This is a genomic window from Mycobacterium senriense (assembly GCF_019668465.1).
GTDB lineage: Bacteria > Actinomycetota > Actinomycetes > Mycobacteriales > Mycobacteriaceae > Mycobacterium > Mycobacterium senriense.
In genome coordinates this window covers 1,129,151-1,152,400 of the sequence record NZ_AP024828.1, presented here as the reverse complement: position 1 = coordinate 1,152,400, position 23,250 = coordinate 1,129,151, and the positions used below count along the sequence as shown (strand labels likewise).

18 protein-coding genes are annotated in these 23,250 nt (G+C 68.8%); 14 read left to right on the top strand and 4 right to left on the bottom strand.

What is annotated here, in order from left to right:
• Nucleotides 1-5: 5 nt before the first annotated feature.
• On the bottom strand, nucleotides 6-869 hold the full coding sequence (locus MTY59_RS05540) for a metal ABC transporter solute-binding protein, Zn/Mn family (protein WP_250160722.1): 864 nt from the start codon (nucleotides 867-869) through the stop codon (nucleotides 6-8).
• Between the two features lie 293 nt (nucleotides 870-1,162).
• Here MTY59_RS05540 and MTY59_RS05535 point away from each other — a divergent pair, with 293 nt between their 5' ends.
• The 13 genes from MTY59_RS05535 (at nucleotide 1,163) to eccE (ending at nucleotide 18,905) form a co-directional block, all read left to right on the top strand.
• The gene (locus MTY59_RS05535; RefSeq protein ID WP_221044787.1) at nucleotides 1,163-2,068 is read left to right on the top strand and encodes a class I SAM-dependent methyltransferase; all 906 of its coding nucleotides are present in this window, start codon (nucleotides 1,163-1,165) and stop codon (nucleotides 2,066-2,068) included.
• 232 nt (nucleotides 2,069-2,300) lie between these two features.
• Entirely contained in the window at nucleotides 2,301-3,770 is a 1,470-nt protein-coding gene (locus MTY59_RS05530; RefSeq protein WP_221044786.1) for a PPE family protein, read from the top strand.
• Nucleotides 3,771-4,101: 331 nt separating this feature from the next.
• The gene (gene eccA3, locus MTY59_RS05525) at nucleotides 4,102-5,952 is read left to right on the top strand and encodes a type VII secretion system ESX-3 AAA family ATPase EccA3 (RefSeq protein ID WP_221044785.1); all 1,851 of its coding nucleotides are present in this window, start codon (nucleotides 4,102-4,104) and stop codon (nucleotides 5,950-5,952) included.
• Nucleotides 5,949-7,562, top strand: coding sequence for a type VII secretion protein EccB (gene eccB / locus MTY59_RS05520; protein WP_221044784.1), 1,614 nt, complete (start codon nucleotides 5,949-5,951; stop codon nucleotides 7,560-7,562). Before eccA3 ends, eccB begins: the two co-directional genes overlap by 4 nt.
• Complete coding sequence (gene eccCa / locus MTY59_RS05515; RefSeq protein WP_221044783.1) at nucleotides 7,559-11,539, top strand: type VII secretion protein EccCa; 3,981 nt, start codon at nucleotides 7,559-7,561, stop codon at nucleotides 11,537-11,539. The genes eccB and eccCa overlap by 4 nt, the downstream gene beginning before the upstream one ends.
• A gap of 40 nt (nucleotides 11,540-11,579) precedes the next feature.
• The gene (locus tag MTY59_RS05510) at nucleotides 11,580-11,888 is read left to right on the top strand and encodes a PE family protein (protein ID WP_065027779.1); all 309 of its coding nucleotides are present in this window, start codon (nucleotides 11,580-11,582) and stop codon (nucleotides 11,886-11,888) included.
• Nucleotides 11,889-11,890: 2 nt separating this feature from the next.
• Nucleotides 11,891-13,384, top strand: a complete 1,494-nt coding sequence (locus MTY59_RS05505) for a PPE family protein (RefSeq protein ID WP_221044782.1) — start codon at nucleotides 11,891-11,893, stop codon at nucleotides 13,382-13,384.
• 63 nt (nucleotides 13,385-13,447) lie between these two features.
• Nucleotides 13,448-13,741, top strand: a complete 294-nt coding sequence (gene esxG, locus MTY59_RS05500) for a type VII secretion system protein EsxG (RefSeq protein ID WP_066947442.1) — start codon at nucleotides 13,448-13,450, stop codon at nucleotides 13,739-13,741.
• A gap of 32 nt (nucleotides 13,742-13,773) precedes the next feature.
• Entirely contained in the window at nucleotides 13,774-14,064 is a 291-nt protein-coding gene (locus MTY59_RS05495; RefSeq protein ID WP_083066139.1) for a WXG100 family type VII secretion target, read from the top strand.
• A gap of 11 nt (nucleotides 14,065-14,075) precedes the next feature.
• Complete coding sequence (locus MTY59_RS05490) at nucleotides 14,076-15,035, top strand: ESX secretion-associated protein EspG (protein ID WP_221044781.1); 960 nt, start codon at nucleotides 14,076-14,078, stop codon at nucleotides 15,033-15,035.
• 14 nt (nucleotides 15,036-15,049) lie between these two features.
• Nucleotides 15,050-16,474 carry a type VII secretion integral membrane protein EccD gene (eccD, locus tag MTY59_RS05485; RefSeq protein WP_221046268.1) on the top strand — a complete coding sequence of 475 codons (1,425 nt, stop codon included), beginning with the start codon at nucleotides 15,050-15,052 and terminating at the stop codon, nucleotides 16,472-16,474.
• Nucleotides 16,471-17,880 carry a type VII secretion-associated serine protease mycosin gene (gene mycP, locus MTY59_RS05480; protein WP_221044780.1) on the top strand — a complete coding sequence of 470 codons (1,410 nt, stop codon included), beginning with the start codon at nucleotides 16,471-16,473 and terminating at the stop codon, nucleotides 17,878-17,880. The genes eccD and mycP overlap by 4 nt, the downstream gene beginning before the upstream one ends.
• The gene (gene eccE, locus MTY59_RS05475; RefSeq protein WP_221044779.1) at nucleotides 17,877-18,905 is read left to right on the top strand and encodes a type VII secretion protein EccE; all 1,029 of its coding nucleotides are present in this window, start codon (nucleotides 17,877-17,879) and stop codon (nucleotides 18,903-18,905) included. Before mycP ends, eccE begins: the two co-directional genes overlap by 4 nt.
• Here eccE and MTY59_RS05470 read toward each other — a convergent pair.
• Nucleotides 18,895-20,094, bottom strand: coding sequence for an alpha/beta hydrolase family protein (locus MTY59_RS05470; RefSeq protein ID WP_221044778.1), 1,200 nt, complete (start codon nucleotides 20,092-20,094; stop codon nucleotides 18,895-18,897). The genes eccE and MTY59_RS05470 overlap by 11 nt on opposite strands.
• Nucleotides 20,095-20,256: 162 nt before the next feature.
• On the opposite strand from MTY59_RS05470, the gene MTY59_RS05465 reads away from it, so the two are divergent.
• Nucleotides 20,257-21,042 (top strand): trans-aconitate 2-methyltransferase, encoded by a 786-nt coding sequence (locus MTY59_RS05465; RefSeq protein WP_221044777.1) that lies wholly within the window; start codon nucleotides 20,257-20,259, stop codon nucleotides 21,040-21,042.
• 32 nt (nucleotides 21,043-21,074) lie between these two features.
• Here the strand turns inward: MTY59_RS05465 and MTY59_RS05460 are convergent, their stop codons facing one another.
• Nucleotides 21,075-22,478, bottom strand: a complete 1,404-nt coding sequence (locus tag MTY59_RS05460) for a sulfatase family protein (protein ID WP_221046267.1) — start codon at nucleotides 22,476-22,478, stop codon at nucleotides 21,075-21,077.
• A 91-nt stretch (nucleotides 22,479-22,569) separates the two neighbouring features.
• Complete coding sequence (gene bluB, locus MTY59_RS05455; protein ID WP_221044776.1) at nucleotides 22,570-23,238, bottom strand: 5,6-dimethylbenzimidazole synthase; 669 nt, start codon at nucleotides 23,236-23,238, stop codon at nucleotides 22,570-22,572.
• Between the last annotated feature and the right edge of the window lie 12 nt (nucleotides 23,239-23,250).

The window sequence follows — 23,250 nt, the reverse complement described above, 5'->3', positions numbered from 1 at the left end:
TTTGGCTATTTTCCTAACGCGCTGGCGAGCTCGTTGATCTGCCGCAGTTGCCAGGCTTGAAAGCTCGCGTCGCCGGCTGGCAGCGTCTCGGTAGCCCCGACGATCGGCACGCCAATTCGGAGGGCGAGGGCCTTCAGCGCGTCGGTAGCGGGACTGGTGACCTGTGCGTTGAACAACAGGACCTTGATCGCCTTATTTCTCACCGCGGCGTCCATCGCCGAGTTGTCGGCGGGGCTGGGGTCGTTGCCGTCCTCGACCGCTTGGGCGAACGAGGCGGGCGTGGCCAACTTCAACCCGGCGGCGTCCAGGAGATAGCCCGGCACCCGCTCGGTGTAGCCGACCGGGGCACCGGCGTACTTCGATTTGATATTTGCGATCGCGGCTGTGATGGGTGCCAGGCTGTCGCTGAAGGCCTTCGCGTTGCCCATGAAGGTCCGGGCATCCGCGGGGTCGATCGTGCTCAGCTGGGCGGCGATCGCAGAGCTCATCTCGGGAACCTTCGCGATGCCATACCATATGTGCGGGTTGGCGTTAGACCCCGAAATCTGCATCACGTCCGCCGCGGTGAGCATCTTGCGGCCCGGATTAGGGGACGCGGACAGCAGTTTGCCCATGAAATCGTCGTAGCCCAGACCATTGACGACGACGAGCTGCGCATGGCTTACCGACGCAGCGGTTGTCACGTCGGATTCATACAGGTGTGGATCGGCATTCGGATCGCTGATCACCGAGGTGACCGTTACATGGTCGCCGCCGATCTGCTTGACGATGTCGCCCCAGAAATTCTCCGCGGCCACAACGTTCACCTGCGTCGACGATCCCGAGCGCGGCAGCGTCGGTGAATGGGAACCGCAACCGGCCAGCGCCAAGACGAGCATCGACCGGACGACACCGCGCATCGCGGCGCGACGACACTTTCGGGCAGTCACGTGGGCTCCCGTTCGGATGACCAGTAAACACGACAATGATTTTCATTAGCATAGGTGCTGACCTTCCGAGGTGAAAGCCGGAATTACCCAGCGGGCAGACGTCGGTCACAGCCAGCGTTCGGCGATACCGCATCGAACCCCCGCCGCCCCGCTCTGCGGTTGCGCCGTCGTTCCCATTAATGTTGCGCGCCACCGGAAAAGGCGTGTCGGTGGCGCGGCGTACTGTGGTGCTCGTGCGAAGCGAAGGCGATACCTGGGACATCACCACGAGTGTGGGCTCCACCGCGTTGTTCGTGGCGACAGCGCGGGCGTTGGAAGCGCAAAAGCCCGACCCGCTGGCCGTAGATCCATACGCGGAGGTCTTCTGCCGCGCCGTGGGCGGTTCATGGGCGGACGTGCTGGACGGCAAGGATCCCGACCACCAGCTGAAGACCGCCGACTTCGGTGAGAACTTCGTCAACTTCCAGGGCGCCCGCACCAAGTACTTCGACGAATATTTCCGCCGCGCGGCCGAAGCGGGGGTGCGGCAGGTGGTCGTCCTGGCGGCAGGCCTGGACTCGCGCGCCTACCGCTTGGACTGGCCGGCCGCGACGACCATCTTCGAGCTCGACCAGCCGCAGGTGCTCGACTTCAAGCGCGAGGTGCTCACCGGCGCCGGCGCGCAACCGCGTGCCGAGCGTCGGGAGATCGCCATCGATCTACGTGAAGACTGGCCGCAAGCCCTGCGCGACACCGGCTTTGACCCCGCCAAGCCTTCGGCGTGGATCGCCGAGGGCCTGTTGATCTACCTCCCGGCGACGGCCGAGGAGCAGCTGTTCACCGGTATCGACAGCCTGGCCGGCCACGGCAGCCACGTCGCCGTCGAGGACGGAGCCCCGATGAAACCCGAGGACTTTGAGGCCGCGGTCGCGGAAGAACGGGCGGCCACCGCGCAGGGCGACCAGCGGGTGTTCTTCCAGCTCGTCTACAACGAGCAGCACGCGCCGGCCACCGAATGGTTCGCCAAGCACGGCTGGACCGCGGTCGGCACTCCGTTGGCCGACTACCTCCGCGAGGTCGGCCGCCCGGTACCCGGCCCGGACACCGAGGCCGGTCCGATGATCGCGCGCAACACCCTGGTGAGCGCCATCCGGGCCTGAGCCGTGGAAAGCCGGCCGTGATCGTCGATCGCGCGGCCGGCTTTCGATGAGTTCTCCCTGAATCGGTCGCCCGCAGGAACTTCTTCCGGCCGCCGCCCGACTACTACCGGGCTCATCCTTGCGCCGCTGACAGCCCGGCGGTTGCTGACATCGCCCGGCGAGGAGTCTCTGACATGGCGCCATGCGTTTTCCCTCATTGCCCGGTCGCGCCGCCACCTCCGGGTGAGCGGGCATGACCGCGCCGGTCTGGATGGCGCTGGCCCCCGAGGTCCACTCCACGCTGCTGAGCAGCGGACCGGGGCCAGCCGGCCTGTTGGCGTCGGCCGCATCGTGGAGTTCGTTGAGCGAGACGTATGCGTCGGCCGCCGACGAGCTCAGCGCGACGCTGGCGGCCGCCCAGGCCGGATCGTGGGAGGGCCCCACTGCGGAGCGGTATGTGGCCGCCCACCTGCCCTACCTGGCCTGGTTGGAGCGGGCTAGCGCCAACGCCGCGGCCGTGGCTGCCGAGCACGAGACCGCGGCCACCGCCTACACAACGGCGCTGGCCGCGATGCCGACCCTGCCGGAATTGGCCGGCAACCACGCCACGCACGCGGCACTGATGGCGACCAACTTTTTCGGGGTCAACACCGTGCCAATCGCGGTCAACGAGGCCGACTATGCACGGATGTGGGTCCAGGCGGCCACCACCATGTCGACCTATCAGGCGGTGGCCGGCACGGCCGTAGCGGCGGCGCCGCAGACCGATCCGGCACCAACGATCGTGAACGCCAGCGACAGCAGCGGCGAAGACAGCGACGATACCGGCATAGTCGACAATGACGGCGGCAACCCGTACCAGCTGAGCTGGTGGGTAAACCGCTTCCTCGAGATTTTCCAGACCCTGGGGAAAGATTTGGCGGAATTTCCTGAGGACCCAGCCGACGCATTAGAGGATTTAGTGGAAGACATTTTCGGGCCCGCCGGACTCATCGCAGACGAGTTCACCCACCTCGGGGAGGCCCTTCAGGCGTTCCCCCAGCTTGCTGCCCTTCCGTTCATCGTGCCGGGTGGATTGGCGGGAGGCATAGCGGGCTTGAGTCTGCTGGCGGCGATCCAACCAGCCCCAATTCCGGCGGCCGCCCCCGTGCCCGCACCGATGCCGGAGGCGCCCAGTGCGCCGGCTGTTAGCAGCACTCCGGTCGTGAGCGCTGCCCCGGTCGCCGCGCCGGCGCCGTCCCCCGTCTCCACTCCCGCTCCGGCGCCCGCCCCGGCCTCGGCACCTGCGCCCCCAACGTCGCCGCCGCCCGTGACCGGCGGCGAGACCGTCGCCTACCCATACCTGGTCGGTGGCCCCGGCATCGGGACCGGCGCTGGCCTGGGCAGCGGCGCCCAGCGCAAAGCGCCCGAGTCCGATCGGGCCGCGGCCGCGGCGTCGGCCGCGGCATCCGTCGCCGACAGGCAGCGCGCCCGACGCCGCCGTCAGGCGGCGATGAAGGACCACTACCGCGGCTATGAGTACATGGATCTCGAACCGGACCTCGGCTCGAATCCCCACCCCGGCTCGTCGGTGGCATCGGATCGGGGTGCGGGGTCGCTGGGCTTTGCCGGAACGGCGCCGGCGGAGAACACCGAGGCCGCGGGGCTCGCCACGCTGGCCGGTGACGAGTTCGGCAACGGACCCTCGTTGCCGATGTTGCCGGGCAGCTGGGGGAGCGACTAGGGGTGGAACTTTTTGGGCCCGGCGGCCGACTACTGGCTGCGTGATCGTTCCGGCGGCCACCGGCCGGCCCGGACGGTCCCGGGGCGCGAGCCGAGTTGATAATGAAAATGATTTTCATTAAGGTAAGGCCTTGTTGTGAGACCACCCGACGTGCGGCTGTGAGTATGCCGGAAATGCGGCGAATTGCTACCCGAAACATCCTCAACAGCGGTAAAAGAAGGACTGTGCAGTGGTGAGCAGGACAGGCCCAAACGCCTCGACAGTTAGCTTATGCAATGCTAACTTCAGGCAGTTAGGTTAGGGGAGGCTACATACATGAAAAGACGCGGCCGTGGAACTCGGTGACACCGGCATGCTCACAGCTCCCGTTAATTCACGGGGGGACGCGCGGGTCGACGAGGACGTCGTCAGCCGGTTCGCCACCTGCTGCCGCGCGCTGGGCATCGTCGTCTACCAGCGCCAGCGTCCCGCCGATCTGGCCGCCGCGCGCTCCGGTTTCACCGCACTGACCCGCATCGCCCACGACCAGTGCGACGCGTGGACGGGCCTGGCGGCCGCCGGCGACGCGTCCCTGCGGGTGCTCGAGGCGGTGTCGCGCAACGTCGCAACCGTGGGCACGCTGCAGCGCCAGGTCGACCTGACGCCCGGCTCGCTGGGTTTCCGCTACGACACCGGACTGTATTTGCAGTTTCGTGCCGCGACCCCCGACGACTTCCACCTCGCCTACGCGGCCGCGCTGGCAACGGCGGGACGATTTGCTGAGGCCGACGAAATCGTCACCGGCCTGACCGCCGGCCGCCCGAACTGGCGCGAGGCCCGGTGGGTGTCGGTCGTCATCAACTACCGCGCCGAGCGCTGGTCGGACGTCGTCAAACTGCTGACCCCGATCGTCAACGACGCGGATCTCGACGAGGCGTTCTCGCACGCCGCCAAGATCGCGCTGGGCACCGCGCTGGCCCGGCTGGGGATGTTCGCCCCGTCGCTGTCGTATCTGGAGGAGCCCGAGGGGCCGGTCGCGGTGGCCGCCGTCGACGGCGCGCTGGCCAAGGCGCTGGTGCTGCGCGCGCATGTGGACGAGGACTCGGCGAGCGAGGTGCTGCAGGATCTGTACGCCGCGCACCCGGAAAACGAACAAGTCGAACAAGCCCTGACCGACACCAGTTTCGGCATCGTGACCACCACGGCGGCGCGCATCGAGGCCCGCACCGACCCCTGGGACCCCGAAACCGAGCCCAGCGCAGAGGATTTCGTCGACCCCGCCGCGCACGAACGCAAGGCCGTGCTGCTGCAGGAGGCGGAGCGCCAGCTCGCCGAATTCATCGGGCTCGACGAGGTCAAGAACCAGGTATCGCGCCTGAAGAGTTCGGTCGCCATGGAACTGGTCCGCAAGCAACGCGGCCTGGCGGTCGCGCAGCGCGCCCACCACCTGGTCTTCGCGGGCCCGCCCGGAACCGGTAAGACCACCATCGCCCGCGTTGTCGCCAAGATCTATTGCGGCCTAGGGCTTTTGAAGCGGGAAAACATTCGAGAGGTCCACCGCGCCGACCTCATCGGCCAGCACATCGGCGAGACCGAGGCCAAGACCAACGCGATCATCGACAGTGCCCTCGACGGCGTGCTGTTCCTCGACGAGGCCTACGCGCTGGTTGCAACGGGCGCCAAGAACGACTTCGGGCTGGTGGCCATCGACACCCTGCTGGCGCGGATGGAGAACGACCGCGACCGCCTGGTGGTCATCATCGCCGGATACCGCGCCGACCTGGACAGGTTCCTGGATACCAACGAGGGTTTGCGTTCCCGGTTCACTCGCAACATCGACTTCCCTTCCTACGCACCGTCGGAGTTGGTCGAGATCGCAAACACGATGGCCGAGCAGCGCGACAGCATCTTCGAGACGGCCGCGCTCGAACACATGGAGGCGTTGTTCACCAAGTTGGCGACCGAGTCGACCCCGGACGCCAACGGAATCTCGCGACGCAACTTGGACATCGCCGGTAACGGTCGATTCGTCCGGAACATCGTCGAACGCTCCGAAGAAGAACGAGAGTTCCGGCTCGACCATTCGGAACACGCCGGAACCGGCGAATTCAGCGACGAGGAGCTGATGACGATCACCGACGACGACGTCGAACGGTCGGTAGAGCCGCTGCTGCGCGGCCTTGGCCTGTCGGTGCCGGCATGACCTCCAACAACGAGTCCGACGAACGCCGTTCGTTCACCTCTCGCACGCCGGTCAACGACAACCCCGACCAGGTCGAGTACCGCCGCGGTTTCGTCACCCGCCATCAGGTCACCGGCTGGCGGTTCGTGATGCGCCGGATCGCCTCCGGTATCGCCTTGCACGACACCAGGATGCTGGTCGACCCGCTGCGCACGCAGTCGCGCGCGGTGGCGATGGGCGCGGTCCTGCTGGTCACCGGCCTGGCGGGTTGCTTCGTGTTCTCGCTGATCCGGCCCAGCGGCACGGTGGGTACCAACGCCGTGCTGGCCGACCGCTCGACGGCCGCGCTGTACGTCCGTGTCGGCGACGACCTGCACCCGGTGCTCAACCTGACCTCCGCCCGGCTGATCACCGGCCACGCTGTCGACCCCACCATGGTGAAAAGTAGTGAGCTGGACCGCTTTCCGCGCGGCAACCTGATCGGCATCCCGGGTGCGCCGGAGCGCATGGTGCAAAACCCCTCGCACGACGCGAACTGGACGGTGTGCGACGCCGTCAGCGAGCCGGCCCACGGCGGGCACGCCGCCCACAGCACCGGCGTCACGGTGATCGCGGGCCAGCCGGACAGCAGCGGTGCACGCGCGGCGTCGCTCGCCTCGCAGCAGGCGCTCCTCGTCGACCGGGACGGCAGCACCTGGCTGTTGTGGGACGGCAAGCGTTCGCAGATCAACCTGACCGACCACGCGATCACGAACGCACTTGGCCTGGGGCAGAACAACTCCGAGGTGCCGGCGCCCAGGCCCATCGCGCTGGGCCTGTTCAATGCGATCCCGGAGGCGCCGTCGCTGACGGCACCCGGCATCCCGAACGCCGGTGCCCCGGCCCCGTTCAGCGTGCCCGCTCCGATCGGCGCGGTGGTGGTCTCCTACGCGCTGGAGCAGAGTTCCTCGGGTGCGCCGCGCTACTACGCGGTGATGCCCGACGGCATGCAGCAGATCTCACCGGTGCTCGCCGCGATCCTGCGCAACACCAATTCCTATGGGCTGGACCAACCGCCGCGGCTGGGTGCCGACGCGGTGGCCAAGCTGCCCGTGTCGCGGATGCTGGACACCGCGCGGTATCCGGATCAGCAGGTCAGCGTGGTTGACGCGGCCAAATCGCCTGTCACGTGCGCCTATTGGAGCAAGCCCGCCGGGGCCGCGACCAGCTCGCTGCACCTGATGTCGGGCTCAGCGCTGCCGATCGCCGAATCGATCCGCACCGTCGACCTGGTGGGCGGCGGCGCCGCGACGACGGCCACCCGCGTCGCCCTGGCGCCGGGCACCGGCTACTTCACCCAGACCGTCGGCGGCGGCCCGGACTCGCCGGGCACCGGGTCGTTGTTCTGGGTCTCTGACACCGGTGTCCGCTACGGCATCGACAACGAGTCGGAGCACTCCGCCGCCGGACACGGCAAAACGGTTGAGGCCCTTGGCCTTAACGGATCGCCGGTCCCCGTTCCGTGGTCGGTGCTGTCGCTGTTCGCGAATGGTCCGACGTTATCGCGCGCCGACGCGCTGCTGGCTCACGACGGGTTGACGCCCGATCAGAAGCCCGGCCGTGTGGCATCTGCCGAGGGAGCCGCCCGATGAGCCGACTGATCTTCGAAGCGCGCCGCCGTCTGGCGCCGCCGGCGACCCGCAAGGGCACCATCTCCATCGAGGCGCCACCCGAGCTGCCCCGGGTGATTCCGCCGTCGTTCCTGCGCCGCGCGATGCCCTACGTGCTGGTGATCCTGATCGTCGGCATGATCGTCGCCCTGTTCGCCACCGGGATGCGGCTGATCTCTCCGCAGACGCTGTTCTTTCCGTTCGTGCTGTTGCTCGCCGCGACCGCCATGTATCGCGGCAACGACAACAAGACGCGCACCGAGGAGGTCGACGCCGAACGCGCCGACTACCTGCGCTACCTGTCGGTGATCCGGGACAACATCCGCACCCAGGCCACCGCGCAGCGCGCCGCGGCGCAGTGGTCCCACCCGGAGCCGTCCGCGCTGGCGACCGTGCCGGGATCGCGACGCCAGTGGGAGCGCGACCCGCACGACCCCGACTTCCTGGTGCTGCGGGCCGGTCGCCACCACGTGCCGCTGGCCACCGCCCTGCGGGTCAACGACACAGCGGACGAAATCGACCTGGAGCCGGTGTCGCACAGCGCATTACGCAGCCTGCTCGACACCCATCGCATCGTGCGCGATGTGCCGACCGGAATCGACCTGACCAAGGTCGCCCGGATCACCGTGCTGGGCGAGGAAGACGAGGTGCGGGCGGCGCTGCGCGCCTGGGTCGCCCAGGCGGTGACCTGGCACGACCCGACCGTGCTCGGGATCGCGCTGGTCACCCCGAATCTGGACAGTCCGGACTGGTCCTGGCTGAAGTGGTTGCCGCACATCGACGTTGCGGGTGAGTTCGACGGGGTCGGGCCGGCCCGCTTCATGTCGACCAACGCGGACGACCTGGTCGCCGGCCTGGGTTCGGCCCTCGTCGACCGTCCGACGTTCACCGGCGAGCCCGCCGATGCGCTCCGTCACCTGCTGATCGTCATCGACGACCCCGACTACGACCTCAACGCGTCGACGCTGGCGCTGGGCCGGGCGGGCGTCACCGTCGTGCAGCGCAGCACCACGGCGCCCAACCGCGAGCAGTATTCGGATCCGGAAAAGCCGATCCTGCGCGTCTCCGGGGGTGCCATCGAGCGCTGGCAGACCGGCGGTTGGCAGCCCTACATCGACAACGCCGACCAATTCGGCGCCGACGAGGCCGCGCATCTGGCGCGCCAGTTGTCACGCTGGGACTCCAACCCGACCCACACCGGGCTGCGCTCCGCGGCCACCCGTGGCGCGACGTTCACCACGATGCTGGGCATTTCGGATGCCTCTCGACTGGACGTGCCCACGCTGTGGGCGCCGCGCCGCCGCGAGGACGAGCTGAGAATACCGATCGGCGTCACCGCGACCGGTGAGCCGCTGATGTTCGACCTGAAGGACGAAGCCGAGGGCGGCATGGGCCCGCACGGGCTGATGATCGGTATGACGGGTTCGGGTAAATCCCAGACCCTGATGTCGATCCTGTTGTCGCTGTTGACGACTCATCCGGCCGATCGATTGATCGTCATCTACGCCGATTTCAAGGGTGAGGCGGGAGCCGACAGCTTCCGTCACTTCCCGCAAGTCGTCGCCGTCATCTCCAACATGGCCGAGAAGAAGTCGCTGGCCGACCGCTTCGCCGACACGCTGCGCGGCGAGGTGGCCCGCCGGGAGACGCTCCTGCGGGAAGCGGGCCGCCGGGTTCAGGGCAGCGCGTTCAACTCGGTGGTGGAGTACGAGGCCGCCATCGCCGCCGGACACGACCTGCCGCCGATCCCGACGCTGTTCGTGGTCGCCGACGAGTTCACCCTGATGCTGGCCGACCATCCCGAATACGCGGAGTTGTTCGATTACGTTGCGCGTAAAGGCCGCTCTTTCCGTATCCACATCCTGTTCGCGTCGCAGACGCTGGATGTCGGCAAGATCAAGGACATCGACAAGAACACCTCCTATCGCATCGGTTTGAAGGTGGCCAGCCCTAGCGTTTCCCGCCAGATCATCGGTGTGGAGGATGCCTATCACATCGAGTCCGGCAAGGAGCACAAGGGCGTGGGCTTCTTGGTGCCCGCCCCGGGTGCGACGCCGATCAAGTTCCGCAGCACTTATGTCGACGGCATCTACGATCCGCCGCAGAAGGCCAAATCCTTTGTCGTGCCGTCCATCCCGGAGCCAAAGCTGTTCACGGCCGGTCGCGTCGAACCGGATCAGGACACCGTGATCAGCGCCCCCGAGGATGACGAATTGACCGGGCCGCCGCGCAAGCTGATCGCCACCATCGGCGACCAGCTGGCCGGCTACGGGCCGCGGGCGCCGCAGCTCTGGCTGCCGCCGCTGGACGAGCCGATCCCGTTGACCGCCATGCTGGCCCGCGCGGGCGTGCCGCCCCGGCAGTGGCAGTGGCCGCTCGGCGAGATCGACAAGCCGTTCGAGATGCGCCGCGATCCGCTGGTGTTCGACGCCGCCTCGTCGGCCGGGAACATGGTCATCCACGGTGGCCCGAAATCGGGCAAGTCGACCGCGCTGCAGACATTCATCCTGTCCGCGGCCAACCTGCACTCGCCGCGCGAGGTCACCTTCTACTGCCTGGACTACGGCGGCGGCAAGCTGCGGGCGCTCGACGACCTGGCGCACGTCGGCAGCGTGGCTTCGGCGCTGGAGCCCGAACGCATCCGGCGCACCTTCGGCGAACTCGAGCAGCTGCTGCTGTCGCGGCAGCGCCGGGAGGCGTTCCGGGACTCCCGCGGTGCGGCCCCCGACGACGGGTACGGCGAGGTGTTCCTGGTCATCGACAACCTCTACGCGTTCGGCCGGGACAACACCGACCAGTTCAACACCCGAAACCCGTTGCTGGCCAGGGTCAGCGAGCTGGTCAACATCGGTCTCGCCTACGGCATCCACGTCGTCATCACCACGCCGAGCTGGCTCGAGGTTCCGTTGGCCATGCGCGACGGCCTCGGATTGCGGCTCGAGCTCAAGCTGCACGACGCGCGGGACAGCAACGTGCGGGTGGTCGGCGCCCTGCGCCGCCCCGCCGAGGCGGTGCCGCACGACCAGCCGGGACGTGGATTGACCATGGCCGCAGAGCATTTCCTGTTCGCGAGCCCCGCGTTGGACGCGGAGATAAACCCAGTGGCCGCCCTCAATGCGCGCTACCCGGGCGTCACCGCGCCGCCGGTGCGGCTGCTGCCGACCAACCTGGCGCCGGAAGCGGTCGGGTCGCTGTATCGCGGGCCGGAGCAGGTCGTCATCGGTCAGCGCGAGGAGGACCTCGCGCCGGTGGTGGTCAACTTCGCCGAGAACCCGCTGCTGATGGTGTTCGGCGACAGCAAGTCCGGGAAGACCACGCTGCTGCGCCATCTCATTCGCACGGTGCGGGAGCATTCCACGCCCGATCAGGTGGCCTTCACGGTGCTGGACCGCCGGCTGCACCTCGTCGACGAGCCCTTGTTCGCCGACAACGAGTACACCGCCAACATCGACCGCATCATCCCGGCGATGCTGGGGCTGGCCAACCTCATCGAATCGCGCCGGCCACCGGCCGGCTTGTCGCCCGGCGAGCTGGCTCATTGGCGCTACGCGGGCCACACCCACTATCTGATCATCGACGACGTCGACCAGATACCGGATTCGCCGGCGATGAGCGGCCCCTATGTAGGGCAGCGGCCGTGGACCGCGCTGATCGGATTGCTGTCGCAGGCGGCCGATTTGGGGCTGCGGGTGATCGTCACCGCACGGGCCACCGGTTCGGGGCACGCCCTGATGACCAACCCGCTGCTGCGCCGGTTCAACGACCTGCAGGCGACCACGTTGATGCTGGCGGGTAACCCGCAGGACAGCGGCAAGATCCGCGGTCAGCGATTCGGCCGGCTGCCTGCCGGGCGGGCCATCCTGCTGGGCGACAGCGACGCCCCGACGTACGTGCAGTTGGTCAACCCGTTGGTCGGGGAGTCCGTGATAGAGGGCGCGACAGACGGTTTCGCCCACTGATGTTTATCGAAGTCCGAAAAGGACCAGGAAAGGAGTAACCATGACCCTGCGAGTGGTTCCCGAAGGTCTGGCCGCGACCAGTGCGGCGGTGGAGGCCCTGACGGCACGGCTGGCGGCCGCGCATGCGGCGGCGGCTCCGGCGATCACCGCGGTGGTGCCGCCGGCGGTCGATCCGGTATCGCTGCAAACGGCGGTCGGATTCAGCGCTCAGGGCCAGGAGCACTCCGCCATGGCCGCCCAGGGCGTCGAAGAGCTTGGCCGCGCCGGCGTCGGCGTCGGGCAGGCCGGCGCAAGCTATCTCGCGGGTGACACCGCGGCCGCTGCGACGTTCGGAATCGCGGGCGCCTGACGATGACAGCCCCCTTCGGACCCATCTGGATGGCTTCGCCACCCGAGGTGCATTCGGCGTTGCTCAGCGCCGGTCCAGGCCCGGGGCCGCTATTGGCGGCCGCCGGGGCGTGGACCTCGTTGAGCACCCAATACGCCTCGGCGGCAGCCGAACTCAGTGGGCTGTTGGGGGAGGCCCAGGCCGGCGCCTGGGAGGGGCCCAGCGCCGAGCAGTATGTGGCGGCCCACCTGCCATACCTGGCGTGGCTACAGCAGGCCAGTGTCGACAGCGCGGGTTCCGCCGCGCAGCAGGAGGTCGCGGCGACGGCGTATACGGCCGCACTGGCGGCCATGCCGACACTGGCGGAACTGGCCACCAATCACATCGTGCACGGGGTGCTGGTGGGGACGAATTTCTTTGGCATCAACACCATTCCGATCGCGGTCAACGAGGCCGACTACGCGCGGATGTGGGTCCAGGCGGCCACCACGATGGGCATCTACCAGGGCGTGTCCGGTTCGGCTCTGGCGGCGGCGCCGCACACCATGGCGGCGCCCGCCATCGTGAATCCCGGCGGCCAGATCAACAGTCTCGCGTCCAACGCCACGCAGAACGGCCCTGGGGATTGGTGGCAGAACTTCATCCAGCAGCTGTCCAAGTTCTTCCAGGACTTCTTCCAGAACATCCAGCAGATGATGCAGAACTTCTCCTCGAATCTGCCGGCGTTCCTGGCCGCCAACGGGCCGCTGCTGTTCTTCGTTGCCTACCAGGTGTTCTTCAACGCCGTCGGCTGGCCGACCTGGGGTGCGATCCTCACCGCACCGCTTTTGATCCCGCTGCTGCTGGGTATCGGGCTCAGTTCCCTGCTCACCACGCCCGTCGTGGCCGCACCGGATGGCGCCCCCGCCGTCGTGGCCCCCGTGCTGACGTCGAACAAGCCGCCGTCCATGCTGCCGGTGGTCGCGCTGGCCCCCACGGTGGCGACTCCGGCCGGGGCCCCGGCCACCACGGTCGCCGCGGGTTCGAGTGCGCCCGCCGCGCCGGCGCCGGCGGCAGCGGCCGGCAACTTCGCCTACCTGATCGCCATGGGCGGTGACCCGGATGGCGGCGTCGGACCCACGCTCGGTGGCCGCGGCGGGGCCAAGGCTCCCGCGGCGACCATCCCGGCGGCCGGCGCTGCGGCGGCGAGCCGGGCCGAGTCTCGGGCCCGGCGCCGTCGGCGGGCCGCGCTGCGCGACCACGCCGACGAGTTCGCGGACATGGACTCCGATTTCGGTGTCCCTCCCGACTTCGGCGGCGAGGAGGAGCTGGCCGCCGCCGTCGCGTCCGCCCAGGGCGCCGGGCCGCTGGGGTTCGCCGGAACCACGCAGCGGCAGAAGGCATTTCAGGCGGCCGGATTGACCAAGCTGGCCGACGATGACTTCGGCGGCGGCCCACGCATGCCAATGGTGCCCGGGACGTGGGAGCACGAAGCCGGTAACGGAACGGGCCCAACCGCGCCGGGGAAAGGGGGGTAAGGCACTCAGCCAGATGAACGTGAATTACCGAAACCCCCACGGAAGCAACAGAAAGGAATCAACATGAGTATGTTGGACGCTCACATTCCGCAGTTGGTAGCCGCCCAGTCGGCCTTCAGCGCCAAGGCGGCGTTGATGCGCAGCACGATCAGCCAGGCCGAGCAAGAAGCGATGTCGGCGCAGGCGTTCCACCAGGGCGAGTCCTCGGCCGCCTTCCAGGCCGCGCACGCCCGGTTCGTCGAGGCCGCCGCGCGGGTCAACACCCTGCTGGACATCGCCCAGGCCAACCTCGGGGACGCCGCCGGGACCTACGTGGCCGCGGACGCCGCCGCCGCATCCGGCTACACCGCGTTCTGATCTCACCGCTACCAACCGCGAAAGGACTTGTCATGTCGCAGATCATGTACAACTACCCGGCGATGTTGAGCCACGCCGCAGACATGTCCGGCTACGCCGGCACCCTGCAGGGGCTCGGTTCCGATATCGCCAGCGAGCAGGCCACGTTGTCCAACGCCTGGCAGGGTGACACCGGTATGACCTACCAGGTGTGGCAGGCCCAGTGGAACCAGGCGATGGAAAGCTTGGTGCGGGCCTACCAGTCGATGGCGAGCACCCACGAGGCGAACACCATGTCGATGCTGGCGCGCGACCAGGCCGAAGCCGCCAAATGGGGCGGTTAGTCCTCAGCTGAATGAGCGCATCACCCAACGCCGTCGAGCTGACGGTCGATCACGCTTGGTTCATCGCGGAAACGATTGGGGCGGGGAGCTTTCCCTGGGTATTGGCAATCACCTCGCCCTATCGTGATGCCGCCGAACGCAACGCGTTCCTCGACCGTCAGAAGGCTGAGCTGACCGAACTGGGTCTGGTCTCAGAAGGCGGACTCGTCAACCCCGCGGTCGCCGAGTGGATCAAAGTGGTGTGTTTTCCGGAGCGGTGGCTGGACCTGCGGTATGTGGGCCCCGCGAAGGACACCGGTGAGGGCGGCGACGCCGAGTTGTTGCGCGGCGTCGTCGCGCAGCGCACCGGTGCGGCCGGCAAGCCGTCGCTGACGGTCGTCGCGTTGCGCAGCGCGCAGCTGATCACGTTCACCGCCATGGACATCGACGACCCGCGTGCCCTGGGCCCGGTGCTCACCGTCGGCCTGGCGCAGCGCCAACCCGCCCGGTTCGACGAGTTCAGCCTGCCGACGCGGGTCGGTGCCCGAGCCGACGAACGACTGCGTTCGGGCGCTCCGCTCGCCGAAGTCCTCGACTACCTGGGCATTCCGCAATCGGCACGAAAGGTGGTGGAATCGGTGTTCAACGGCCCGCGCAGCTACGTCGAGATCGTCGCCGGCTGCCACCGCGACGGCCGGCACGCCACCAGCGAGGTGGGGATGAGCATCGTCGACGCACGCGAGGGGCGGGTGCTGGTCAGTCCGTCCCGTGCCTTCGACGGCGAGTGGGTTTCGACCTTCGCGCCCGGAACGCCATTCGCGATCGCCGTCGCGATCGAACAACTGACCGCCCTACTGCCAGACGCCGGATGGTTCACCGAACACCGGTTAGCCCGAGACTTTTCCCCATCAACACCGTCCGTCCAACATAGTAAAAGAGAAGAGAGCACGATGTTCGAGCAACGGCCACAACACGTTTCGAGGGTCCGGTGACGTCCGGAACCGTCATGCCGATCGTCCGCGTGGCAATTCTCGCGGACAGCAGGTTGACGGAAATGGCCTTGCCCGCGGAGCTGCCGCTGCGCGAAATCCTGCCCGCCGTCCAGCGTCTGGTGGTTCCCGCCGCGACCAACGGCGACTCGGACGACGGCGCAGCCGGGCGCGGTGCCGCCGAGATCGGCGCGGCGACCCAGCTGAGCCTGGCCCCCATCGGCGGTGCGCCGTTCAGCCTGGACGCCAGCCTGGACACGGTCGGGGTCGTCGACGGCGACCTGCTGGCGCTGCAGGCGGTACCGGTCGGCCCGGCCGCGCCCGGCATCGTCGAGGACATCGCCGACGCGGCCATGATCTTCTCGACCTCAAGGCTCAAGCCTTGGGGCACAACGCATATCCAGCGAGGCGCCCTGGCAGGCGCCATCGCGGTGGCGTTCCTGGCCACCGGGCTGTCGGTCACCTACCGGGTGGCCACCGGCGCGCTGCTGGGACTGGTCGCCGTCAGCGCGGTCGCGGCGCTGACCGCGATCGTCGGCCTGCTGGCCACCGCGCGCTCGGCGCGCACCGGAATGGCGCTCTCGATCGCCGCGTTGGCTCCCATCGCCGCCGCACTCGCGCTGGCGGTTCCGGGCAGATTCGGCCCCGCCCAGTTGACGCTGGCCGCCGCCGGTGTCACCGCGTGGTCGCTGATCGCCCTGATGGCGCCCAGCGCCGAACGTGAGCGCATCGCCGGCTTCTTCACCGCGACCGCGGTGGTGGGTGCCGGGGTGCTGCTGGCCGCCGGCGCCGAATTGCTCTGGCACCCGCAGCCGATCGCCATCGGCTGCGGGCTGATCGTGGCGGCGCTGCTGGTCACCATCGAGGCGGCGCAACTGTCCGCACTGTGGGCGCGCTTCCCGTTGCCGGTCATCCCGGCGCCCGGGGACCCCACCCCGTCGGCGCCGTCGCTGCGGGTGCTCGAAGACCTGCCGCGTCGCGTCCGGATCAGCGACGCGCATCAGAGCGGATTCATCGCCGCCGCAGTGCTGCTCAGCGTCCTGGGTTCGGTCGCGATCGCGCTGCGGCCCGAGGCGCTCAGCGGTGCGGGCTGGTACGTGGTGGCGGCCGCCGCCGCGACCTCCGTGCTGCGCGCCCGGGTGTGGGACTCGGCCGCCTGCAAGGCGTGGCTGCTCGCCCAGCCCTTCCTGGCCGCCGGCGTGCTGCTGGTGCTCTACACCTCGACCGGACGCTACGCCGCCGCCCTGGGTGCGGTGCTGGTGCTGCTGGTTCTGGTGGCGGTGTGGATCGTGGTGGCGCTGAACCCGGGTATCGCTGCGCCGGAGAGCTATTCGCTGCCGATTCGCCGGCTGGTGGGCTTCGTCGCGACCGGACTCGACGCGTCGCTGATCCCCGTCATGGCGTTCGTGGTCGGTCTGTTCAGCTGGGTGCTCAATCGATGATTCGGCCGGCATCAGCCTGCTGCGCCGCGGTATTGGCCTTGCTGCCCGCCGCCGCGACGTGGACGTGTCCGCCGGCCTCCGCGATCAGCCCGCCGACGGTCGATCCCGCGGCACCACCGCCCAGCGGGGCGCCGGGGCCGGGGGAGCCGATGGAGCAGCGCGGACCCTGCAGCACGTCCGGCGTCGTCCCCGGCAGCGACCCGGGTGCCATCACACCCAGCCAGTCGATGCTGAATCTGCCTGCGGCATGGCAATTCTCACGCGGTGAGGGCCAGCTGGTGGCGGTTCTCGACACCGGGGTGCGGCCGGGCCCGCGGCTGCCCAAAGTCGAACCGGGCGGTGATTTTGTCGAGACCACCGACGGGCTGACCGACTGCGACGGACATGGCACGCTGCTGGCCGGGGTCATCGCCGGCCAGCCCTCGCCCGACGACGGGTTCTCCGGCGTGGCGCCCGCGGCGCGGGTGCTGGCGATCAGGACGGCGTCGGCCAAGTTCTCGCCGCGGACGCCGGGCGGCGATCCGATGATGGCGCGCGTGTCGGCCGAGGTATCGACGCTCGCCCGGGCGATCGTGCACGCCGCCGACCTCGGTGCCCGGGTGATCGACATCGGCTCGGCCACCTGCATGCCCGTGGACCGGCCCGTCGACCAGGCCGCGCTCGGCGCCGCCATCCGGTACGCGGCGCTGGACAAGGACGCGGTGATCGTGGCCGGCGCCGGGGACAGCGGGCCGACCGGAGCGGGTGGTGGCGGAACCTCGTGTGAGTCCAATCCGCTCACCGACCTGAGCCGCCCGAACGATCCACGAAATTGGGCCGGCGTCACGTCGGTGTCCATCCCGTCGTGGTGGCAGCCGTACGTGTTGTCGGTGGCGTCGCTGACCCCGGATGGCCAGCCATCGAAATTCACCGTGGCCGGGCCGTGGGTGGGAGTCGCGGCGCCCGGCGAACGCATCGTGTCGATCGGCAACGCCGACGGCGGCGGGCTGGCCAACGGGCTGCCCGACGAGCACCAGCAACTCGCCGCCCTCAGCGGAACCGGTTACGCGGCCGGCTACGTGGCCGGTGTCGCGGCGCTGGTCCGCAGCAAGTATCCCGACCTGAACGCCACCGCGGTGCTGCACCGCATCACCGCAACCGCCCACAACGGCGCCCGCGACCCGTCGAACGTGGTCGGCACCGGCAGCGTGGATCCGGTGGCGGCCCTGACCTGGCAACTGCCCGCCGGTAACCAGCCCGGCGCGGCATCGGTGAAGCCGGTGGCCGTGCCGCCGGCCCCGGCGCCCAAGGACACCAAACCGCGCACCGTCGCGGTGGCCGGCACCGCCGCGCTGGCCGTGCTGGTCGCGGTGGCCGGCGCCGTCACCGCAATCGCCGCACGCCGACGAAAGGACCCCACCCCGTGAGCATGAACCGGATACCGACCCCCGGGAGCGGTCGAATCACGTTGGCGCTGCTGGCCATTGTGCCCGCGGTGATGGCCTACCCGTGGCGGACACCCCGCGACTACTGGCTGCTGGGCATCGCGGCCGCCGTCGTGATCGTGTTGTTCGGCTGGTGGGGCGGTCTGTATTGGACCACCATCCTGCGCCGCCGCCTGGCGATGATCGGACGCGGGAACGCCGTCCCCGCGGCCACCTCTGACGCGGCGGCGACCGCCCTGATCCGCCTCGGCGCACCGGACAACGACTCCGATGTGCTGCCGCTCCCGCTGATCGCGAGCTACCTGGACCGGTATGGCATCCGGGCGGACAAGATCCGAATCACCAGCCGCGACAACGCCGCCGACCCGTCACGCCGCGAGACCTGGATCGGGCTCACCGTATCGGCGCCCGACAACCTGGCCGCTCTGCAGGCCCGCTCGCCGCGGATCCCGTTGCGCGAGACCGCTCAGGTCGCGGCCCGCCGGCTGGCCGATCATCTGCGGGAGATCGGTTGGGAAGCCACCACCGTCGCGGCCGACGACATTCCCCGGCTGCTGACGTCCAACCCCCGCGAGAGGTGGCGCGGAGTGCAGCGTGGTGCCTCGGATTACCTTGCGGCATACCAGATTCAGGTGGACGGCGCGTTGCCGGAGACGTTGCACGCGATCCGGGCGTATGACGCGCGCGAGACCTGCACCGCGCTCGAGGTTGCCGGTGACAAAAGCCGGCCCACCGTCGCGGTGGCGTGCGCGTTCCAGACCGAGACCGCCCCGGACGGCAAGGCGCCGGTGGACGGGCTGACCCCGCAACGCGGAAACCACCTGCCCGCCTTGACCGCACTGGACCTGTTGTCCACGTATCGGTTGGACGGCCACACCGCGGCGCCGGAGGACCTGCTTTCGCAGCTGCACTGGCCCACCCTGACCGGGGCGGCCCACCGGGCTCCGCGCGGCGAGACCGGCGGAGGTGCGGAGAGCGCCGACACCGTCGAGGTGGTCAGAACATGACCTCCTGCAGGAATGCGGTCATCCGGCGCAGGTAGTCCAGCTGGCTCACGTGCAGCACGTGGCTGCCCGGAAACCAGTGCAGCGCACAGCGATCCCAGTGTTGCCATAGCTTGACGGCATGATCGGGTGGCGCCATCCGGTCGCCGAGCCCGGTGATGATCATCCGGCGGTCCCGGGGCACCAGCGGCCGGTAGTTCAGCGGGCAGTGGTACGCCAGCCCGGCCGCCAAGTCGTCGTGACTGATGTCGGAGAGGCGCAGGCCCAGCCGGACCAGCTTGTTGGCCGGGAACCATTCGTCGAACAACGTCGACGGGGTGACCACCGGACAGTTCGGGATCACGGCCTCCAGCCGATCGTCGACCGAGGCCACCAGCGCCGAGGTGTAACCGCCCAGCGAGATGCCGGTGAGCGCGATCCGGTCGACCCCGGTGTGACGCAAATAGTCGATGATGGAACGAAAGTCGTGCACGGCCTGCGCCATAGCCTCGGCAAAACCGCTGAGCCCGCCGGCGAAGTAGCCGAAACCGCTGAAGGGTGAATACTTTTCGGCCCGTTTGCCGTGAAAGGGCAACGTGTACATCAGCACGTCGTAGCCGGCCCGGTAATACCAGGGCAACGAAAAGAACCGCCCGTTGGCCAGGTATGAGGACCCCATGAAGCCGTGGATCACGCACAGGGTGGGACGGGGCCCGTCGTCGTGGCGCCAATGCTGAGCGCGCACGACATTATTGGATCCCCAGGCGGCCCACCGCGTGCGCATGGCGGGGTTGATGGCGGTGAAGCTGCTGGGGAACGCGATGTTGTCGACCGTGCCGCGCGCGACCCACTCCGCCAGGTGGCCGGCCCGCCGCGACGTCACCCGGGGCGACTCGGTGGGTGGCGGGAAGGACCGCCTCGGATCTTTCGCCGCGCCCAACTCCGCGTAGAAGTCGAGGTTGCCGCGCTCGGTGGCTGAATCGCTTTGCCTCAGCGTGCCGGCGACCACGAACGGCGCCACCGTGGCGGTGAGCAGGGAGGCCACCCAGGTGCGCAGGGCCAGATCGCCGAGGGCCGATGCCTCGACTACCATTCGCTGGCGGGGCGGCAACGCCGAGTGGGGAGGTAATCCGCCGGCGCCGGCCGGGACATCGGCGCCGGGGAGGTCCGGAACGGGGATGGGCGGGTCGATCGGATCTGAGTCGGACGCCACGAACGCCGATGGTAGCCCGACGGGCACGCGTCTCCGGGGCGTTTCGACCGGTTTCGATCGTCGCGGCCTGATCCCGGGACCATTCGGGCCGCGTCGGCGCACCATAGGAGTTATAAGTGCTATCGGCCCGCTAGCGGCGGCGCGAGGATCGGGAGGATCGACATGTGGGATCCGGACGTCTACCTGGCCTTCGCCGACCATCGCGCCCGCCCCTTCTATGACCTGTTGTCGCGGGTGGGCGCCGAGCGGGCTCGTCGCGTCGTCGATCTCGGTTGCGGCCCCGGTCACCTGACGAAGTATCTGGCCCGGCGCTGGCCCGACGCGGTGGTCGAGGCGATGGACAGCTCGCCGGAGATGGTGGCCGCCGCCAAGGAGCGGGGCATCGACGCCGTCATCGGCGACCTGCGCGACTGGAAGCCCAAACCCGACACCGACGTTGTGGTCAGCAACGCAGCCCTGCACTGGGTGCCCGAGCATGCCGACCTGCTGCTCCGGTGGGCGGGGCAACTGGCGTCCGGATCGTGGATCGGCGTCCAGATGCCGGGCAACTTCGAGTCGCCGTCCTACGCCGCGGTGCGCGCGTTGGCCCGCCGGGAGCCGTACGCGAAGCTGCTGCGCGACATACCATTTCGAGTCGGCGCGGTGGTTCAGCCGCCGGCGTACTACGCTAACCTGCTGCTCGACGCGGGATGCAAGGTCGACGTCTGGGAGACGACCTATCTGCACCAGCTGACCGGCGAACATCCCGTGCTCGAATGGATCACCGGCACGGCGCTGGTCCCGGTGCGCGAACGGCTGGATGACGCGACGTGGGAGCAGTTCCGCGAGGAGTTGATCCCGCTGCTGCAGGACGCCTACCCGCCCCGCTCCGATGGGACGACGATCTTCCCGTTCCGCCGGGTGTTCGTCGTCGCCGAGGTGGGCGGCGCGAGCCGGTCAGCCGGATAGCCTCAGCAGCGGCGCCTCCCGGCTCCGCCGAGCTAGCGTTGCGTGGGCGTGCCTTCTTCGATGCCGCGGTCGGCGGCGATGGCCGAGCGCGGTGTCGGCTTGGCGTGATGGATCTGCAGATACGTTTCGGTGTACCGCGCGGAGATGCGGGTACCGGCGAACTCCGACGGGATGACGTCGCCGGTGCGCTGACGCCAATCATGAAGTCGCACAGCAAGACTGGCCGCGACCTCGTCGGCGTCGGTCCCTTCTTCGGCCAGCAGGTTGGTGGTCTCGGTGGGGTCGGCACGCAGATCGTAGAGTTCACGCTCGGGCCGCGGCGACTTGACGAACGGCGCGACGGCCAGCCCCGAGGGGCTTTCCTCGATGTCCAGCGGCAGATCCAGCAGCGGCCGGGGCACATAGTTCTCGATGTAGCTGTAGTCCTTGGTGCGAATCGCGCGGATCGGATCGAACGAGTCGTGGTAGGTCTTCATGGTGTAGACGTGATCGCGGACCGGCGCGGGCGGGGGATCCGGCTCCAGCAGGGCGGGCGCGTGGGAGACACCGTCGACATCGGTAGGGGTGTCAATTCCCAACAGCCCCAACAACGTCGGGACCAGGTCGACCGCGCTGAACAGCTCGTCGTAGACGCGGGGAGTCACGGTCCGGTCGGTGGGCGGCCGGATGATCAACCCGATGCCGGTGCCGGCGTCATACAGCGTGGATTTCGCCCGCGGGAACGCCGGGCCGTGATCGGTGAAGAACACCACCCAGGTGTTGGCGTCCAGACCGGTATCGGCCAGCGCGTCCAACAACCTCCCCACCGCCGCGTCGGCCGTGCTGATGGCCCCGTAGAAGTCGGCGAGGTCACCGCGCACCTCCGGGGTGTCGGGCAGGTAATCGGGCGGGTCCACCCCGGCGCTGTCGGCCGGCGTGTAGCGGTCCCGCGGATAGGGCCGGTGCGTCTCGAAGAAGCCAGCGGTCAACAAAAACGGCTGTCCAACAAGGCCTTCGGCGCTCTGTCGCAGCCACTCGTCGGCCCTCTCGGCCACGTAGTCGCAGTAGGAGTTCGACACATCGAACTCGTCGAAGCCCAACCGCTTCGGGTAGGAGGTCTCGTGCTGCATGCCGAAAAGCGCTGAGTACCAGCCCGATTCGGACAAGATCTGAGGCAGGGTGCGGATCCCGTCACGGTATTCCCAGCCGTGGTGGGCCAGGCCGATGAGGCCGTTGTTATGCGGGTAGCGGCCGGTGAACAGCGATCCGCGCGACGGCGAGCACAGCGGCGCGGTGGCATGCGCCCGGGTGAACAGGATGCCTTCGGCCGCAAGACGGTCCAGACGCGGGCTCGACACGTCGGTGCGGCCGTAGGCGCCCAGGTAGCGGCCCAGGTCGTGCCAGTGCACGATCAGCACGTTGTCCTGACAGCCCGTTTTCCGTTTTTGGTCCGCTATGTCGCCCGGCGTCAATGGCTCACCTCTCACATTGCCTTGCGACCGGCGACGTTACCGCAACTTCCCTCGGTGTTTCCTGAGTGCCGACGCGTCAGGGCATCGGCAGTTGACCCCATCGGTTCTCGCAGACGAATTCCGACAACGGTCGCGCGACCGCCCACCCGTCCAGTTCCAGCGCCGGGCGGTCGGGGAATTCGGGCACCGGCCCCAGGCACAGGATGGCCACCGGTTCGGCGCCGTTCGGCATCTGCAGCAGCGCCGCCAGCCGTTGCGGATCGAACAGCGACACCCAGCCCATGCCGAGGCCCTCGGAGCGGGCCGCCAGCCACAGGTTCTGGATCGCGCAGGACACCGACGCCAGGTCCATGTGCGGGAGAGTCCGCCGGCCGAACACGTGTGCGTCGCGGCCGTCGCCCAGCGCCACCACGAACAGTTCCGCGCACTCGAGGATGCCCTCGACCTTGAGCGCCAGGAACTCGTCGGCCCGCTCGCCCAGGGCTTCCGCGGTGCGCGGGCGTTCCTCGTCGACCAGGGCGTGAATGCGCCGCCGCAGCGCGGCGTCGGCGATGCGGATGAAGCGCCACGGTTGCATCAACCCGACGCTGGGCGCCGCGTGCGCGGCCTGCAGCAGGCGCGCCAGCACGGCCTCGTCCACCACCGCTCCGGGAACGAACCGGCGCATGTCACGGCGCTCGTAGATGACGCGATAGACGGCCCGCCGCTCTCGCGGACTGAATGCCTCACCGGTCACATCAGCCATCGTAGGAAAATC